Here is a 16,331-nt window from a genome sequence, read left to right on the forward strand (position 1 = left end):
TCACGGCATCCTTACCAGACTCACGGGACTGTTTTAAAGGATGATTATGATGCTTGTCTATGCGGTTGTTCGTTTTTTTTTGTATCTCCAAAAGCGACTTCCTTGCCCGGCAGCACCGCATGCAGCACAATGCCGAGGAAGGTAGCCATCGCAATGTTATCGATGGTCAAGTTGGCAATGAAGTTGCTGAACGTTACTTCGTGGAAGTCCAATTTGAATCCCCCGATTCCGGTTACAAGCACAATCGCCGCAACCACCATATTTCGCTTATGTGCAAAGTCGATGTTATGCTCTACGTACATGCGCATACCTTGTGCTGCGATGATACCGAACAGCACAATCGTTACACCGCCCAGGACAGGCTTCGGAATTGTCATAAGAAATGCGCCGATTTTGCCGACGAAGGCGAACAGGATGGCGAAGCAAGCTGCACCGGCGATAACTGCGCGGCTGTATACCTTGGTAATCGCCAGAACCCCCATATTTTCCCCATATGTCGTACTCGGCGGACCGCCAAGGAATGAAGCGAAAACGACCGCTGCTCCGTCGCCTGCGAGCGAACGGTGCAGACCAGGGTCGCGCATCAAATCACGGTTCATGATGTTGGCCGTCACCAGCAGGTGGCCGATATGCTCCGCCAGCGTTACGAACGCGACCGGCGCAATAATGAGCGCTGCCATCCAGGAGGCCGGAGACGTGAAGGCATCCAGCACTTGTCCGGTTACAAAGTGCTCTTTCATCCACATGCTTGGCGTGATGAAGAGCGGGGCCCTGGCTACGCTCGTTAAGTCAATCCATTCAGGATGGCGAACCAGCGTATAAATATATCCTATTATCATCCCGGTGAGAATGGGCAGCACAGACAGGAAGCCACGGAAGAAAATCATCGCGATGACCGTCACAGCGAGCGTCACGAATGCCACTTCCACCGCGCCCAACGAGTACGCCGGCTTCGCCGCGTCGCTCAGCGGGTCGTTCAGCGCCCAGCCTACCGCCACACCGGACAGGCTCAGGCCGATGACAATGATAATCGAAGCAATGACAACCGGAGGAAGCAGGCGGTTCAGCCATTCAACTCCTGCTGATTTCACGATAAGTGCCACAATTAGATATACCAGGCCGGCGATAAAACAGCCAAGCATGGCCGTACCGACACCATGGCTTGCGCTTACGGTAATAATCGGACCGATGAATGCGAAGGAAGAACCGAGATAGTTTGGCAGCTTCCCTTTTGTAATCAGCAGGAACAATAGTGTTCCGATCCCGCTCGTCAGAAGCGCGACCGATACGTCCAGCCCGGTCAGTAGCGGCACCAGCACGGTGGCGCCGAACATGGCGAACAGGTGCTGCAGGCTCAGCGGAATCAGTTTCTGAATCGCCGGCGTTTCGTGTACGTCAACATAATCTTTCTTTGGCATGGTTGTTTCTCCTTCCTTACCAGCCTCACAGTGCTGAGTTAAAGGTGTATTGGTTTTTCAGGAAAATAATGTAGAAGGTAAGAGGTTAGACAGGAGAGTAAAAAAGGGGACCCGCCTTTTTCTTCAAATCTCTACTTCTTCCTTCCTGTTTTCTCTAAAATCGTCACACACTCGCGATGATCCACTTCCGCAAGCTCTACCCCAATCATTTCTTCTTTGGAAGTCGGCACGTTCTTACCCACATAATCCGGGCGAATCGGCAGTTCCCGATGTCCGCGGTCCACCAGCACCGCCAGTTGAATCATCTGCGGACGCCCGACGTCCATCAATGCATCCAGCGCAGCGCGGACCGTCCGGCCTGTAAATAGCACATCGTCAACGAGAATGACTTTCTTGTCCGTGATATCTTCCTCAATATCGCTGCCTTTAATCATCGGCTGATCCTGCTTCCGGGTCAAATCGTCCCGGTAAAGCGTAATGTCAAGCTCACCGACCGGGACAGTCTGGCCTTCAATCTGTTGAATACGTTCCGCCAACCGCCGGGCCAGATAGATGCCGCGCGTACGGATGCCGATGAGCACACAGTTTTCTACGCCTTTATTGCGCTCGATAATTTCGTGGGCGATACGGGTCAGCGCCCGTCGCATCGCAGCTTCATCCAGAAGTACGTTTTTTTCTTTCCACTCACTCATCGTCGTCATGCTTCCCTCCTAACTGAGAGTTAGAATTATTTTGTGCATAAACTATAAGATAGACACAAAAAAAGCTTTCTGCGAGGGGCAGAAAGCTTTTTGGGTTCAGCAAAAGACAAGGTGAGACAAATTTCACCTATACTTCTACCGAACTCATCCGATTTCCTTGCCAGCCTCACAGGACTGATTTAAAGGTTGCTTTTTAGTTAAATGAAGTATGACATGAAATCTTAAAACTGTCAATCCTTTTTATTCAAGTTTTAACATCGTAATCATTTGTTCCATATCAGCCGGCAGCGGTGCATGAAACTCCAAGTATTCACCCGTTGTCGGATGAGTAAACCCGAGCGTTTTCGCATGCAGGGCCTGGCCTTCAATCGCAAATGGATTCTTCGGCCCATATTTTGGATCTCCGACCAGTGGATAGCCGATGTATTTCATATGGACACGAATTTGGTGCGTACGTCCGGTCTCCAGCTTCAGCTCAACCAGCGTGTAGTTCTTAAAACGTTCCAACACGACAAAATGCGAAACCGCAGGCTTGCTGTGTTCAAAAACGACTGCCATCTGCTGCCGATTCTTCGGATCACGTCCGATCGGTGCATCAATCGTGCCTTTCTCATGCGGAATAACACCGTGCACAAGCGCCACATAACGGCGCGTCACCGTATGATCTTTGAGCTGGCGAGCCAGCGATTCATGCGCTTTATCGTTTTTGGCAACCATCAGAAGGCCTGATGTATCTTTATCAATCCTGTGCACAATACCGGGACGCAGCACGCCATTGATACCGGACAAATCACGGCAATGATAGAGCAATGCATTGACCAGCGTGCCGGAATAATGCCCCGGCGCCGGATGGACAACCAGCCCGCGCGGCTTATTCACTACAATGACATCGCTGTCTTCATATACGACATCAAGGGGGAGATTCTCCGGCTTAATATCAACTTCGCGCGCCGGCGGTACCGTCAGGGCTACCTCGTCGTCTTCCTGCAGCCGGTAATTTCCCTTGACCGGTTTGCCGTTTACCGTAAGCAAGCCATCTTTAATCCAGCCCTGCAGTTGACTGCGTGACCAGTCCTCCTGCACGGTGGCCAAAAATTTGTCCACACGCTCTCCGGCGTCTTCCGGCTCTATAGTCCAATCATGACGTTCGTAGCGTTCTTCGTTATTCATATTTTCGATCCCGTCCGTTCACCAGTAGCTCTCGCAAGCCGTCAATCACAAACAGTCCAACGCCGATAACAATTGCCGAATCGGCCACATTGAAAATCGGAAAATGAATCAGCGTAAAATCAAAGAAATCCACCACTTGTCCGGTCAGTACACGGTCGTAAAAATTGCCGACCGCTCCTCCCAGGATAAGCGCCAGCGCCCAGGAAACAAGGGCACTCTCTTTGTACACCCTGCGTAAATACCATACAATCCCGACAATAACCGCCAGGGTAATCACAATAAAGAAGGCGCGCTGGTTTTGCAAAATCCCGAACGCTGCTCCCCGGTTTCTGTGAGAAGTCAAATGAAATACGCCTTCCCACAAGGGAATGGACTGGCCGAGTTCCATATAGGTTACGACCAGCCATTTCGTCACGCGATCCGCCAGAAAAACAAGCAGCGCAATCACATAATAGTAAATCAACAGATTTCCTCCCGCCTTCGCGCTTAAGCTTACGCGTTTACTTCCTGTTTTACAACTGTTGCGCAGCGTGTGCACAGGGTAGGATGAGCTTCGTCATGCCCTACTTCCGGCGTGATAACCCAGCAGCGCTCGCACTTCTCGCCTTCCGCCGGCGTAACGACAACTGCGAGACCTTCAAGCTGTACAGCATGCTCCGGCGCCGATTCAGACGAAGGATGCAGCGCAACATGCGAGGTAATAAACAATTCCTTCAGCCGCTCTTCCGCTTCCTTCAGCGTTTTTTCTACCGCTTCACCAGGGTAAATTGCTACAGAAGCGGCAAGCGCCTGGCCGATTGTCTTCTCCCGGCGCGCTTCTTCGAGCGCTTTGTTGACCTCGTCGCGGATTTCCACCAGACGGTCCCATTTTGCTTCAAGCGCTTCATCGATCTGCTTCGCGTCTACATCCGGCATATCGGTCAGTTGCACGCTTTCTACTTCAGTTCCAGGAATGTATTTCCATACTTCATCCGCCGTATGCGGGATGATCGGTGCTACCAGACGCACAAGATCCAGCAGGATATCATACATTACCGTCTGTGCGGAACGACGGCGGAGCGATTTCTCCGCATCCGCGTAGAGACGATCTTTCGAGATATCAAGATAGAAGGAGCTCAGCTCAATCGAGCAGAAATTGTGAATCGTATTGTATACCGTATGGAACTGGTACTCTTCATACGCTTTGCGTACTTTCTGGATTACCTTCTGGTTTTTCATCGCCATATAGCGATCCAGCTCGTCCAGTTGCTCATACGGTACGCGATCCGTCTTCGGATCGAATCCTTCCAGGTTGCCAAGCAGGAAGCGGAATGTGTTGCGGATTTTACGGTATGCTTCCGCAATCTGCTTCAATATACCGTCAGAGATGCGCACGTCTGCCTGATAATCCACGGATGCCACCCACAGGCGCAGAATATCAGCGCCAAGCTGGTCCATAATCTTCTGCGGCACGATGACATTGCCGAGCGATTTGGACATCTTGCGGCCTTCTCCGTCCAATGTAAAGCCATGACTTAACACCGCTTTGTACGGCGCCTGTCCGTACACGGCTACCGCAGTCGACAACGACGAGTTAAACCAGCCGCGATACTGGTCGGAGCCTTCCAGATACAGATCCGCCGGCCATGCCAGCTCTTCGCGCTCGCGGAGCACCGCTTCGTGGCTGGATCCGGAATCGAACCATACATCCATGATGTCGGTCTCTTTGCGGAAATGTTTACCGCTGCAGTGCAGGCAAGACGTTCCTTCCGGCACCAGCTCGTCCGCTTCTTTTGCGAACCAGACGGAAGAACCCTCACGGCGGAACAGCTCGGAGATATGGTTGATCGTATCGTCAGTGATGAGCGGTTCGTTGCAATCCAGGCAGTAAAAGATAGGAATCGGCACACCCCATACGCGCTGACGGGAGATGCACCAGTCGCCGCGGTCCGCGATCATGTTATGCAGACGCTGTTCGCCCCAATGCGGCATCCATTTCACTTCTTTAATCGCTTTGAGCATCTGTTCGCGGAATCCGTCAATTGAGGCAAACCACTGCTCGGTCGCCCGGAAGATGATTGGCTGTTTGGAACGCCAATCGTGCGGGTACGAGTGGGTAATGAATCCTAAGTGCAGCAGGGCGCCTGCTTCTCTCAGTTTTTCTGTAACCAGTTTATTGGCGTCTTCATAGAATACGCCTTCGAATCCCGGCGCTTCCTTGGTCATCACGCCTTTTCCGTCGACCGGACACAGAACGTCGAGACCGTATTTCTGCCCGAGATAGAAGTCGTCTTCCCCGTGACCGGGAGCCGTATGAACGCAGCCGGTACCGGCGTCAAGCGTAACGTGCTCACCCGGCAGCAGCGGAGAAGTGCGATCATAGAACGGATGGCGGCATACGACACCTTCAAGCTCGGCACCTTTGTACGTAGCCGTCACTTCATATCCTTCCCATCCGATCGTTTTCGCTACGTTCTCTAACAGGCCGGAAGCAACGAGGAATTTATCCTCTCCCACTTTGACCAGAGAATATTCTAACTCCGGATGAATCGCAATTGCCAGGTTGGCCGGAATGGTCCACGGTGTGGTTGTCCAGATAACGACTTTATCGCCTTCCGCAAGCGTACCGTTGCTCTGAATAACCGGGAATGCCACATAAATGGACGCAGAGCGTTTGTCTTTGTATTCAATTTCCGCTTCCGCCAGTGCAGTCTCGGAAGACGGGGACCAGTACACGGCTTTCAGCCCTTTATAGATATAGCCTTTTTTGGCCATTTCGCCAAAGATTTTAATTTGGCGCGCTTCGTATTCCGGCTTCAGCGTAATATACGGATTCTTCCAGTCGCCTCGCACACCCAGGCGCTTAAACTGGTCTCTTTGCTTGTCTACGTATTTGTATGCATAGTCCGCACAGCGTTCGCGGAACTCGACTATGCCTACTTTATGGCGGTCGATCTTCTCGTTTTTAATAATCGCATGCTCGATTGGCAGACCATGCGTATCCCAGCCCGGTACGTACGGCGCGTCGAAGCCGGACATCGATTTGGAACGGACGATGAAGTCTTTTAACACTTTATTCAGCGCGTGGCCGATATGAATATCGCCGTTCGCGTACGGCGGTCCGTCATGCAGAATGAACTTCGGACGCCCGCCCGTGCGTGCCTGAACTTTCTCGTATATTTTATTTTCTTCCCACCATGCCTGCATCTCAGGTTCGCGGGTCGGCAGATTTCCCCGCATCGGAAAGTCCGTCTTTGGCAGTTTCAGCGTTTTACTGTAATCCATCCTCGATTCATCTCCCACAGATAAGTATACTAATCACAAAATAGCCTTCCCAGCCCATCTAAACGGGACGAGAAGGCTACTACATATCCCTTTGAAGAAATCTGGTGTATTCTAGAAAGTATAGACCAGTCATTGCCCAAACGTCAACCGATGCCCGTAAATCATTGAAAAAAGAAGGAAAAAGGAAAGAAATAAGAAGGACGGGCGAAAAAGGCCACCGCCCTTTTCTACACTAAAATCTCATCTTTTTCTCTTTTTTTCACCCTATTTCAATGGCATGGTTTGTAACTGATTAGGCATGATGGTTTAATCAGTTATATTTTTAGCCAGGTCTTCTTCGATTTTTTCGAAGTTCTCCCAATCGCCATTGTCAAGCATTTCAAGCTGCGCTTCTAAAATGGAACGGAAACGCATACGATATACGGAAGCGCGGCGCTTCAATTCATCGATCTCGGAAACGAGCTTGCGCGATTTCGCAAGCGCTTCGTTAATCAAGCGATCGGCGTTTTTCTCCGCTTCTTTGATGATGAGTTGCGCTTCTTTACGCGCATTTGCTTTCAACTCATCCGACGTCTCCTGTGCCATAATGAGCGACTTCTTCAACGTCTCTTCGATATTGGCGAATTGGGACAGCTTCTCATTCAGCGTCGCTACCCGCTCTTCGAGCTCGCGTTTCTCCTTAAGCAGAATATCGAATTCTTTAATAATTTGGTCAAGGAATTCATTGACCTGATCCTCATCATACCCGCGAAAGACGCGGCTAAACTCTTTATTATGAATATCTAATGGCGTTAACGACACACCGTTCCACCTCCCATAGATCTTACAAACATTCAATCAAAGACGGCGACTTTCATTTTGATTCGCCCTTTTTTCGTTTCGCCCCCGATTTCGTTCACTTTAAAGCGGCCAAATCCCTTAAACGAAACCACGTCTCCCGCTTCGAGCTGAAACGACGGATCATTAACCTCACGAAAGTTTACTTTCGCCCGCCCATTCTGGATGGGTGCAATGGTTTTAGCCCGCGAAAGACGGTACACGTCTCCGATGACGGCATCAAGCCGGGGCGACTGTACGGTAAACGAAAGCGTACGAAACGATTGCTCAGGCACATCAATCTTATCAAGCGGTTTCGATTCCACCATAACATGGATTCGGTGAACCTGGGTCATATGTAAACGCACATACTCCGCAATTTCCTCTGCGACCAAAAGCTGCGCGCCTTCCTTATGGACAAGTATATCCCCAAATTTTTCCCTCTTTATACCTAACCCAAGCAACGAGCCGAGATAATCGCGATGCTCAAGCGTAAGAAACTGATTGCTTCCTTTTACCTCAAGCAGCTCTACCCCGAACTCTTCTTGTGTCGGCTCCATATATTGCGGATAAAGTACGATCCGCACGCGCTCGGCTCCTTCATATCCGCCAAACTCCGCAACATATACCCCCGCCTCGCGGTTTGCAAGCGACCGAACGATAAACGCCTGACGTGGGTCAAGAAAATCCGTACGGATAACTTCGTACCGATCACGGACACGGCCCGTCCACTCCAGCACCCGCTCGACGAACGGGTGCTCATCCCGCCGGAAATGCTGATACAGACTCATCACCCTACACCAGCGACGCCAAAATGCTAAGCAATCCAATTCGTGCAAAATGCAGCGCAAACAGCGCGACAATCGGAGAAATATCAATCATACCGAGCGGTGGAATAAAGCGGCGGAAAATCTGTAAATACGGCTCTACCAGCCGTCCCAGCATCTCTCCGAACGATGTTTCACGTAACTGCGGAAGCCAGGACATCAAAATATAGACAATGATCATGTAATAATAGACATTGAACGCAAATTCAATAATCCCGAAAAGTTGACCCATTTCCTCACCTCAACTACTTTAACCTCTGTCATCAAACATCATTTCCGTGATGTTGCCCTGCATCTCCATATGCTCGGGCAGGCACACAAACGTCTTATGGCCGACGCGCTGAATGTTTCCATTAATAGCGTACACTGTACCGCCCAAAAAGTCGATAATCCGCTTCGCCTGTTCGGTAGGAACGCGCTGTAAGTTGATGATAACGCCACGTCTGGAGCAAAGGTGATCCGCAATCTCCTGCACTTCTTCATATGACTTTGGTTCCACCAGCATGACACGGGGCGTCTGTTCTTTCACGGCGTGCAGGCTGACGACGTTGCCGCTCTGGCGGCCCCTGCGCGGCTTTACGTAAGACTCTTCCTCTTCTTCGTATTCCGCCTGTTCGTCGATAATTTCTTCATATACTTCCGGCTCGCCACCAAGCCCAAAAAACTCTCTGATTTTATTAACGACGCCCATGTTCATCGCTCTCCTTACTCATAATTTCAATTTCGTTCATCACCGACCAGCGTAGAACCCAACCGAATGAACGTTGCCCCTTCCTCAACGGCGATGTGGTAATCGTTCGACATCCCCATGCTCAAATGTTCAAGCGGAAGTTCCGGATACTTCTCTTTCATACGATCGCGAAGCTCGCGAAGTTTCCGGAAGATCCATCTTGTCTCTTCCGGATCTTCCACATAGGGTGCCATTGTCATAAATCCGCTCACTTCGATGTGCGGCATATCGCGAAGAATCATAAGAAAGTCCGGCACATCCTGAGAATTTAAGCCATGCTTCGTCTCTTCGCCCGAAATATTTACCTGTACCATACAGCGGGTAACAATGTCTTGCTGAGCGCCGCGCTTATTCAACTCTTTCGCCAGGGAGAAACGGTCGAGCGAATGCACATATGTAAAGCGGCCGATCATATCCCGCACTTTATTCGTCTGCAAATGGCCGATGAAATGCCAGGTGGCCGCTTCCGCACCCAGCGCTTCCCATTTGGGCACCGCATCCTGCGTCCGGCTTTCGCCGATGTGCCGGATTCCCGCCTCAAGCGCTGACCGTGTTGTTTCTAAAGAGACATATTTGGTGACCGCTACAATCTGCACCTCAGACGGATTGCGTCCGACACGGTCGCAACAGGCTGCAATGGTTGCTTGTACTTGTCGCAAGTTTTCTGCAATATATGACAACGTCTTTCCTTACCCCTCTTTCAGTGCAATAAAGGCCGCCATCCGGCCTGTTTTTCCATTTTCTTTCCGATGGGAGAAGAATAAATCTGTTCTACAACTTGTACATAAATGACTCACTTCGATACAGCCGGGCAAAATTCCTGCTTCTTCAAGCAAAATTCGATTCGTTTCCTGCAAATTCAACATGTATTTTCCTGCTTCCGATCCGGCAACCAGCACGCACGAAGATTTATCCCCTATGACTTCTTTTATCCGGTCAGCTACCATATCGCTGACTTCATAACAGCATGCGCCAATAGACGGGCCAATCGCAGCGAAAATATCTTCCGGCCTCGTGTTCCATGTCCGCGCTATCGTTTCCACCATTCTCGGGCCAATACGCGCTACCGTTCCCCGCCATCCCGCGTGCGCCACCCCAATCACCTGTACTTCGGGCGCATAGAAAAACAGAGGAACACAATCCGCATAAAACGAGGCGAGAAATACATTGGCTTTATCGGTAAGCAATCCGTCGGTCCTGGCAATGGCTTCTTCGTTCGCCATCCGGCCCGCACCCACGTCACTATCCGCGATAATGCGAATTTCATTTCCATGCACCTGGTCTGCACATGTAAAGGACGCGTAGGAAAATCCATTCTCCTCCGCGAGCTTTCTTCTATTCTCAATTACATGCTCCGGGATGTCGCCCACGTGCAGCCCGCAGTTGAAGCTGTCAAACGCCTCCTGGCTCGCTCCGCCCTTCCGGGTGGAAAAGCCGGCTACAAGCCGGGGCCATCTGCGCTCCCAATCGGTCAAGCGCAGCATGAACTCCCGCTCCTGCATGACAAATGGATCCATTCTCTTCCCTCCTCATAAGAATCTTACCATTCTCTCTCTTATAAGAAAAGAAAGGAATGCGAGCATTACGGGCGATATCCGCCTTCTCCGACTTCCGGCTTGACCAACGGCATCACGTCATCGAGCCGGACAAGAATGACATCCTTACCGATCTTAACGATATTACGCCATGGTATGGTGATCTCCTCCCCTCCGCCAAACAATCCAAAGAACTTACCGTTTCCCTTCCCCGGTACGAAGATCGCTTCGACCCGTCCGGCTTGAAGATTGATTTCCAAATCGGTGACCTGGCCCAGGTTCTTCCCATCCAATATATTGACCACATCTTTCTCTTGAAATTCCGAAATTTTGACCATATCCTTTTCACCTCGCAATGTACATGCATCGTGCATAGCATTTGTCTAGTAGTATGAAAGAAAAAGGCCTTCACCTTTTTCTACATTAAAAGCTTCTCCTCATCCTTTCCTCTCTTTCCTTCGAACCACAAAAGTCAGCCCTCCTTGCCATCATTTTCATGTCGGGGCGATGGCTGAAAAGTGATGGCGCTTTGTCTCTTTACGCACTCTGCTGTTGATAGTATATGTTCTAATATTGAGAAATGTCCTAAAAGTACTTCTTCTCTCTCAGGTACTTGTCAGAATACATACCCGGCTGTATACTTATTCGCATATGTTTATGAATAAACAATTATGCGAATAAATCGGGAGGTCAATATAGTTATGAAAAGGAAAGTTTCACTAGTGCTGCTCGCATGTCTGTTCATATTCATGCTTGCCGGATGCGGCGGTGGAGCAAACGAAACAGGCAAGACTGCAGGTGAAGAGAAAATCGTAATCGGAACGGATGCATCCTTCCCGCCATTTGAATCGATGTCGCCGACGGGCGAGCCAGAGGGCTTCGATGTCGATTTGATTAAAGCGATTGCTGAGTCACAAAACATAAACGTCGAAGTAAAACATACCGGATGGGATCCGATGATGGCGGGTCTTGAAGACGGCTCCGTGGATGCGGCTATCGCCGGTATCACAATTACTGATGACCGTAAGAAAACGATGGAGTTTACCGCTCCCTACTTTACTGCTAAGCAGGTCATTCTTGTGAAAAAAGACGCCCCGGCCGTAAGCACAATCGCCGATTTGAAAGGAAAGAAAATCGGCGTTCAGTCCGGCACGACCGGCCAGTTTCTGGTGGAAGACAAGCTGGGTAAAGGCTACAGCGGACTCAAAGGCTACGAAGAAGTGGCAGGAGCCATCGAAGATATGAAAAACGGCCGCATCGACGCTGTGGTAGCGGACAATGCAGTAGTGAAAAAATTTACAGAACAACTAAAATTAGATAACGTAAACATTATCGAAGACAAAGCAGCCGGACAGGAGCAGTACGGAATCGCCGTGAAAAAAGGCAACAAAGAGCTGCTTGATAAGCTGAATAAAGGACTTACCGCTGTAAAAGAAAACGGTAAATATGATGAAATCTACAGTAAATATTTTGGAAAATAATCGTTCAACAATAAAGCTGCCTCTCGCATGGCGAGAGGCAGCTTTTCTTATGCCTTTCTTCTTTTCCGGGATGTTTATACTTTCAATCGTACCTTCATCAGTCTTCCCATGACAATTAATGTCACAAGCCCGCCGCCGATAAACCCAAAATAATACGGCAGCAATAGCGCATTCGGACTGCGGTCCAGATCGGGAACGAACAGAATCGTGAAACACATGCCGATTGCCAAAGCAAAGCATAATGCGACCCCTGCTTTAAATACAGCCTGCAGTTGACGAAACAAAATAATCCGTCCATTATACTCAAGCCGATTGCGCTGATAGCAATACAATCCAAGCGGTAAGAACAGAGCAGTATACAGGAGAGGTCCCCACATGTGAGCAATATACACCCCTGCGTTTTCTACCCCTTCACGTATTCCCACCACATGAAAGAATAAACTCATATCCATCATCACCTGGAAAATAGGATTACTGAATACATGGCCCGCATCCCAGCGAAAATTAACGTACACGAAAAACATAAGAATTGTCATAAACCCGACAGGGAAAATACTGAAGATAGCCGTCAAAATTGCCTGTGCAAACGCGCTTCCAGTCACCGTACCCACAAACAAGGCAAACGTATAAAGTCCGGTCAACACGATTATAGTAAAAGCAAAATCTTTTATATGATACAGCACATTAAAGTGATCGGAAAACGGCGATAGCAAAATAACAAGCGCATCCACCACTTCATTGGCAAACAGAGATGCTGCCAGAAATGTAACCCCGATACCCCACTTCACCATAAAAATGCGCCTGCGGGAAAACGGGAGAGAAAACGTAAAATCATTCAGCAAGTTCCGGCGCTCCATTCCGATGAATGAAGTGGCCAGTAATACTATCAGCCCTGCCAGCGCGCAATTGCGCATAAAAAGCAGCCCATATGAAGCGCTATAGAACGACTCAGCAGTCAAATCTCTGTTATACATTCCTTCATAAGGAATAAGTTTATTCCATATCACAAACCCCCGTGCTACCCCCATAAACAGGAGACAGATGACCGGCAGCATCCAGAGAACCGGTTTCGCCTGCCGATACTCTTTCATCCACAATGCATGATTAAACATGTCGCTCCCCTCCCAGTTTAAAGTCAAACAAATCTTCCAGACGAATCGGCATTGCCTCAAACAGCAGCGGGTCCTCCTCTTCAAAGAGACGCAGCGTGTCTGTCCCTTCTTCTTCAATGAGTACCGTATACACGCGGCCCACTTTGCTGATAACTTTGACATTCGATCGATTGAATAGATGGGACGGTGCTTCATCTTTAAATACAACCTGCAATTTATGCAACGTATCTTTCAATCTTTCAAGCACGGTCACTTCTTCTATCCGCCCTTCTTTCAGCCAGATGACCGTATCGGCAATACGCTCGATTTCTTCCAAATGATGCGACGAGATGATAAGCGATGTACCCGATTCCGCCACTTCTTCCACCAGATATGCCAGTACCTGCTTTTTCACGATCGGGTCAAGTCCGTTCGTCGGCTCATCCAGCAGGATAAGCGACGCACGTGTAGAGAATGCTACAACCATCGCGGTGAGCGCCTTCATTCCTTTAGAGAAATGTTTGACTTTTTTCTGGCGGGGCAGGTCAAACCGCTCCATCAAATGTTTATAGTATTCCATATCAAAATTTGGATATATCGCTGCATAGAAACGAGCCCACTCGTCAGGCGTATAGCCAACGAACACTTCAGTAGAGTCCGGCACATAGACGAAATTGTGCCTGCATTCCGGTGTTCGGTGCACATCTTTCCCTTCAAATTCCACGCATCCATCTTCCGGATCTAAAATTCCCGTTATCGTCCTAAGCAGGGTCGTTTTCCCCGCCCCGTTGCGGCCCAGAAGTCCAATGATCGAAGAACGCCCGACTTCAAACGAAATATCGCGCAGTGTAGGACGGCCATCCATCTCTTTCGATAGTTGTTTCACACTAAGCATGCTTCTCCCTCCCCAACTCCTTCATATATTCATCCACCCACTGTTTAAACTGTTCAGCATCAATGCCAAGATAGAATGCCTCGATTGCCAGTTGTCTCAACGAGTTCTGAAACTGCTCCAGCCGCTCCTGCTCCATGCGCGGCACTGGATGCCGGGAGACAAACGTTCCTTTGCCGCGCAGCGTCTCAATGACACCGTGGCGTTCCAATTCCTGATACGCTTTGCTAACGGTATTTGGATTGACTAGAAGATTTGCCGACAACTCCCGTACGGACGGAAGTTTTTCACCGCCCTGCAGCACGCCCTTCAAAATCGCTTCCTTCATCTGCTGGACAATCTGTTCGTAAATCGGCAATGGACTCCGTTCGTTAATTATGATCAAAACGTCTCTCCTCTCTTTATGTATTAATTGTATTATTTATAATAGTACACTTAATACAATAATCAAATTACCTATTCGCGTCAACTTTTTCTGTGAAAATTGTGAGGAAAGAAGGAAGGGGAAGAAGAAATGAGATCCAGGGAAGAAAAAGGCGTTCGCCTTTTTCTACATTGAAATCCTCTCCTCATTCTTTCCTCTCTTTTCCTTCGCACCACAAGAGTCAGCCGCTCTTCTCCCCATTTTCATGTCGGGGTTGCGGCTGAGAAGATATGGGGATTTTTATGTATTGGTATATTTTCCTCCATAAAAAACAAGCACCCATCAAAAAGACAGGTGCTTGCTTTTCTTATTCAATTTTCATTATAATTCCTTACTGTACATGCTTATGCATTTGTGAAATCGCCGCTTTTTCGAGCCGAGACACCTGAGCCTGGGAAATGCCGATTTCTTCAGCGACTTCCATCTGCGTCTTGCCTTCAAAAAAACGCATCGACAGGATCAGCTTCTCCCTGTCCGATAATCGGTGCATCGCTTCCCTTAGTGCGATTTCTTCCGTCCACTGGCTGTCACGATTTCTTTCGTCGCTGATTTGATCCATTACAAAAATCGGATCGCCTCCGTCCTGATAAATCGGCTCAAACAGTGAGACGGGATCTTGGATAGCGTCAAGTGCAAATACTACGTCCTCTTTCGGCACGTTCAGCTCTTCGGAAATTTCCACAATGGTAGGTTCACGCGAATTTTTATTCGTCAGCGTATCCCGCACTTGAAGTGCTTTGTATGCGATATCACGCAGCGAACGGGAGACACGGATGGGATTGTTATCCCTAAGATACCTGCGGATTTCTCCGATAATCATCGGAACGGCGTATGTGGAGAATTTGACGTTCTGGCTTAAGTCAAAGTTGTCGATGGCCTTCATTAGCCCGATGCAGCCCACCTGAAACAAATCATCCACATATTCTCCGCGGTTGTTAAAGCGCTGGATTACACTTAACACCAGGCGTAAGTTGCCATTTACGAGTTGCTCTCTTGCTGCGTACTCTCCGCTTTGCAGTTGGACAAACAGTTCCCGCATCTGCGCGTTGGTCAGCACAGGCAGCTTGGCAGTGTCCACTCCGCAGATTTCTACCTTGTTGCGTGTCACGTCTTTTTCCCTCCTGAAGGAGCCAGCGTTACTGATAAGTATCTCCGCGAAGGGAAAAATTATGCAGTGTACATTATGAGACATTCGCTTTCGAATCATCGAACAATTCGAGCGATTTACAACATCTTATTAAACTCTTTTTGCAGCCGCTTGATAATGCGTTTTTCCAGCCGCGAAATGTAAGATTGAGAGATACCAAGGATATCTGCTACATCTTTCTGGGTTTTCTCTTCTTCTCCATTCAAACCGAATCGCATTTCCATAATGATACGCTCGCGTTCAGACAATTTATCAAGCGCCTTATATAGAAGCTTTTTGTCTACCTGCTCTTCAAGGTCACGGTAGATAATATCGTTTTCCGTACCCAGCACGTCGGAAAGCAGCAGCTCGTTTCCGTCCCAATCGATATTGAGCGGCTCATCGAATGAGACTTCCGATTTGACTTTGCTGTTGCGGCGCAGGAACATGAGAATTTCATTTTCAATGCAGCGCGATGCATACGTAGCCAGCTTAATCTTTTTCTCGGGATCGAATGTATTCACAGCTTTAATGAGACCGATTGTACCGATGCTTACCAAATCTTCAATATTGATGCCCGTATTTTCGAATTTGCGGGCGATATAAACAACCAGGCGCAGATTGCGTTCGATTAAAATTGAGCGAATAGCGGGGTCCTGGGTGTGAAGCCGACTTAATAAATATTCTTCTTCTTCACGGTTCAACGGAGGCGGAAGTGCTTCGCTACCACCGATATAATGGATTTCTTCAGCTTTTGCACCAATGCGAATCAGGAACCGATACCACCATAATTGAGCGATTAAGCGTAGCCTTGCAATCATTGAAATCATCCTCTCGTTCTCTTCTCTCTTTTCCT

18 protein-coding genes are annotated in these 16,331 nt (G+C 49.0%); 1 reads left to right on the forward strand and 17 read right to left on the reverse strand.

Going from position 1 to position 16,331, the window contains the following annotated elements; translation table 11 throughout:
• Nucleotides 1–44 precede the first annotated feature (44 nt).
• The 12 genes from ADA01nite_RS00920 to ADA01nite_RS00975 form a co-directional block, all read right to left on the reverse strand.
• Nucleotides 45–1,418, reverse strand: coding sequence for a uracil-xanthine permease family protein (locus tag ADA01nite_RS00920; RefSeq protein WP_146808015.1), 1,374 nt, complete (start codon nt 1,416–1,418; stop codon nt 45–47).
• Nucleotides 1,419–1,549: 131 nt separating this feature from the next.
• The gene (pyrR, locus tag ADA01nite_RS00925) at nt 1,550–2,110 is read right to left on the reverse strand and encodes a bifunctional pyr operon transcriptional regulator/uracil phosphoribosyltransferase PyrR (protein ID WP_146808135.1); all 561 of its coding nucleotides are present in this window, start codon (nt 2,108–2,110) and stop codon (nt 1,550–1,552) included.
• 249 nt (nt 2,111–2,359) lie between these two features.
• Nucleotides 2,360–3,289, reverse strand: a complete 930-nt coding sequence (locus tag ADA01nite_RS00930) for an RluA family pseudouridine synthase (RefSeq protein ID WP_146808016.1) — start codon at nt 3,287–3,289, stop codon at nt 2,360–2,362.
• The gene (lspA, locus tag ADA01nite_RS00935) at nt 3,282–3,749 is read right to left on the reverse strand and encodes a signal peptidase II (protein WP_146808136.1); all 468 of its coding nucleotides are present in this window, start codon (nt 3,747–3,749) and stop codon (nt 3,282–3,284) included. The genes ADA01nite_RS00930 and lspA overlap by 8 nt, the downstream gene beginning before the upstream one ends.
• Before the next feature lie 32 nt (nt 3,750–3,781).
• On the reverse strand, nt 3,782–6,553 hold the full coding sequence (gene ileS, locus ADA01nite_RS00940; protein WP_146808017.1) for an isoleucine--tRNA ligase: 2,772 nt from the start codon (nt 6,551–6,553) through the stop codon (nt 3,782–3,784).
• Between the two features lie 306 nt (nt 6,554–6,859).
• Nucleotides 6,860–7,354 (reverse strand): DivIVA domain-containing protein, encoded by a 495-nt coding sequence (locus tag ADA01nite_RS00945; protein ID WP_146808018.1) that lies wholly within the window; start codon nt 7,352–7,354, stop codon nt 6,860–6,862.
• 32 nt (nt 7,355–7,386) lie between these two features.
• Entirely contained in the window at nt 7,387–8,160 is a 774-nt protein-coding gene (locus ADA01nite_RS00950) for a YlmH family RNA-binding protein (protein ID WP_146808019.1), read from the reverse strand.
• A gap of 4 nt (nt 8,161–8,164) precedes the next feature.
• Nucleotides 8,165–8,428, reverse strand: a complete 264-nt coding sequence (locus ADA01nite_RS00955) for a YggT family protein (RefSeq protein WP_146808020.1) — start codon at nt 8,426–8,428, stop codon at nt 8,165–8,167.
• Nucleotides 8,429–8,446: 18 nt separating this feature from the next.
• Nucleotides 8,447–8,887, reverse strand: a complete 441-nt coding sequence (locus ADA01nite_RS00960) for a cell division protein SepF (RefSeq protein WP_146808021.1) — start codon at nt 8,885–8,887, stop codon at nt 8,447–8,449.
• 26 nt (nt 8,888–8,913) lie between these two features.
• Nucleotides 8,914–9,606 (reverse strand): YggS family pyridoxal phosphate-dependent enzyme, encoded by a 693-nt coding sequence (locus tag ADA01nite_RS00965; protein ID WP_246147176.1) that lies wholly within the window; start codon nt 9,604–9,606, stop codon nt 8,914–8,916.
• Between the two features lie 9 nt (nt 9,607–9,615).
• Entirely contained in the window at nt 9,616–10,443 is an 828-nt protein-coding gene (gene pgeF / locus ADA01nite_RS00970) for a peptidoglycan editing factor PgeF (protein ID WP_146808022.1), read from the reverse strand.
• 65 nt (nt 10,444–10,508) lie between these two features.
• Nucleotides 10,509–10,799: a YlmC/YmxH family sporulation protein gene (locus ADA01nite_RS00975; RefSeq protein ID WP_146808023.1), complete on the reverse strand. Its 291-nt coding sequence runs from the start codon at nt 10,797–10,799 to the stop codon at nt 10,509–10,511.
• A 363-nt stretch (nt 10,800–11,162) separates the two neighbouring features.
• Between ADA01nite_RS00975 and ADA01nite_RS00980 the strand changes: the two genes are divergently transcribed.
• Entirely contained in the window at nt 11,163–11,942 is a 780-nt protein-coding gene (locus ADA01nite_RS00980) for a basic amino acid ABC transporter substrate-binding protein (RefSeq protein ID WP_146808024.1), read from the forward strand.
• A gap of 74 nt (nt 11,943–12,016) precedes the next feature.
• Here ADA01nite_RS00980 and ADA01nite_RS00985 read toward each other — a convergent pair whose 3' ends face one another.
• From ADA01nite_RS00985 to sigE, 5 genes are all read right to left on the reverse strand, one after another.
• Entirely contained in the window at nt 12,017–13,054 is a 1,038-nt protein-coding gene (locus ADA01nite_RS00985) for a hypothetical protein (protein WP_146808025.1), read from the reverse strand.
• Nucleotides 13,047–13,928, reverse strand: coding sequence for an ABC transporter ATP-binding protein (locus ADA01nite_RS00990; protein ID WP_146808026.1), 882 nt, complete (start codon nt 13,926–13,928; stop codon nt 13,047–13,049). The genes ADA01nite_RS00985 and ADA01nite_RS00990 overlap by 8 nt, the downstream gene beginning before the upstream one ends.
• Nucleotides 13,921–14,310: a GntR family transcriptional regulator gene (locus ADA01nite_RS00995; RefSeq protein ID WP_146808027.1), complete on the reverse strand. Its 390-nt coding sequence runs from the start codon at nt 14,308–14,310 to the stop codon at nt 13,921–13,923. The genes ADA01nite_RS00990 and ADA01nite_RS00995 overlap by 8 nt, the downstream gene beginning before the upstream one ends.
• A 370-nt stretch (nt 14,311–14,680) precedes the next feature.
• Nucleotides 14,681–15,457 (reverse strand): RNA polymerase sporulation sigma factor SigG, encoded by a 777-nt coding sequence (gene sigG, locus ADA01nite_RS01000; protein ID WP_146808028.1) that lies wholly within the window; start codon nt 15,455–15,457, stop codon nt 14,681–14,683.
• 116 nt (nt 15,458–15,573) lie between these two features.
• Nucleotides 15,574–16,296: an RNA polymerase sporulation sigma factor SigE gene (gene sigE / locus ADA01nite_RS01005; RefSeq protein ID WP_146808029.1), complete on the reverse strand. Its 723-nt coding sequence runs from the start codon at nt 16,294–16,296 to the stop codon at nt 15,574–15,576.
• Between the last annotated feature and the right edge of the window lie 35 nt (nt 16,297–16,331).

The organism is Aneurinibacillus danicus (genome assembly GCF_007991215.1).
GTDB classification, from domain to species: Bacteria; Bacillota; Bacilli; order Aneurinibacillales; family Aneurinibacillaceae; genus Aneurinibacillus; species Aneurinibacillus danicus.

Coding starts and splice junctions, on each gene's coding strand:
- sigE (WP_146808029.1), bottom strand. CDS start 16,296: ATGATTGCAAGGCTACGCTTAATCGCTCAATTATGGTGGTATCGGTTC.
- ADA01nite_RS00985 (WP_146808025.1), bottom strand. CDS start 13,054: ATGTTTAATCATGCATTGTGGATGAAAGAGTATCGGCAGGCGAAACCG.
- ADA01nite_RS00980 (WP_146808024.1), top strand. CDS start 11,163: ATGAAAAGGAAAGTTTCACTAGTGCTGCTCGCATGTCTGTTCATATTC.
- ADA01nite_RS00955 (WP_146808020.1), bottom strand. CDS start 8,428: ATGGGTCAACTTTTCGGGATTATTGAATTTGCGTTCAATGTCTATTAT.
- pyrR (WP_146808135.1), bottom strand. CDS start 2,110: ATGAGTGAGTGGAAAGAAAAAAACGTACTTCTGGATGAAGCTGCGATG.
- ADA01nite_RS00950 (WP_146808019.1), bottom strand. CDS start 8,160: ATGAGTCTGTATCAGCATTTCCGGCGGGATGAGCACCCGTTCGTCGAG.
- ADA01nite_RS00975 (WP_146808023.1), bottom strand. CDS start 10,799: ATGGTCAAAATTTCGGAATTTCAAGAGAAAGATGTGGTCAATATATTG.
- ADA01nite_RS00960 (WP_146808021.1), bottom strand. CDS start 8,887: ATGGGCGTCGTTAATAAAATCAGAGAGTTTTTTGGGCTTGGTGGCGAG.
- ADA01nite_RS00990 (WP_146808026.1), bottom strand. CDS start 13,928: ATGCTTAGTGTGAAACAACTATCGAAAGAGATGGATGGCCGTCCTACA.
- ADA01nite_RS00920 (WP_146808015.1), bottom strand. CDS start 1,418: ATGCCAAAGAAAGATTATGTTGACGTACACGAAACGCCGGCGATTCAG.
- pgeF (WP_146808022.1), bottom strand. CDS start 10,443: ATGGATCCATTTGTCATGCAGGAGCGGGAGTTCATGCTGCGCTTGACC.
- ADA01nite_RS00930 (WP_146808016.1), bottom strand. CDS start 3,289: ATGAATAACGAAGAACGCTACGAACGTCATGATTGGACTATAGAGCCG.
- ileS (WP_146808017.1), bottom strand. CDS start 6,553: ATGGATTACAGTAAAACGCTGAAACTGCCAAAGACGGACTTTCCGATG.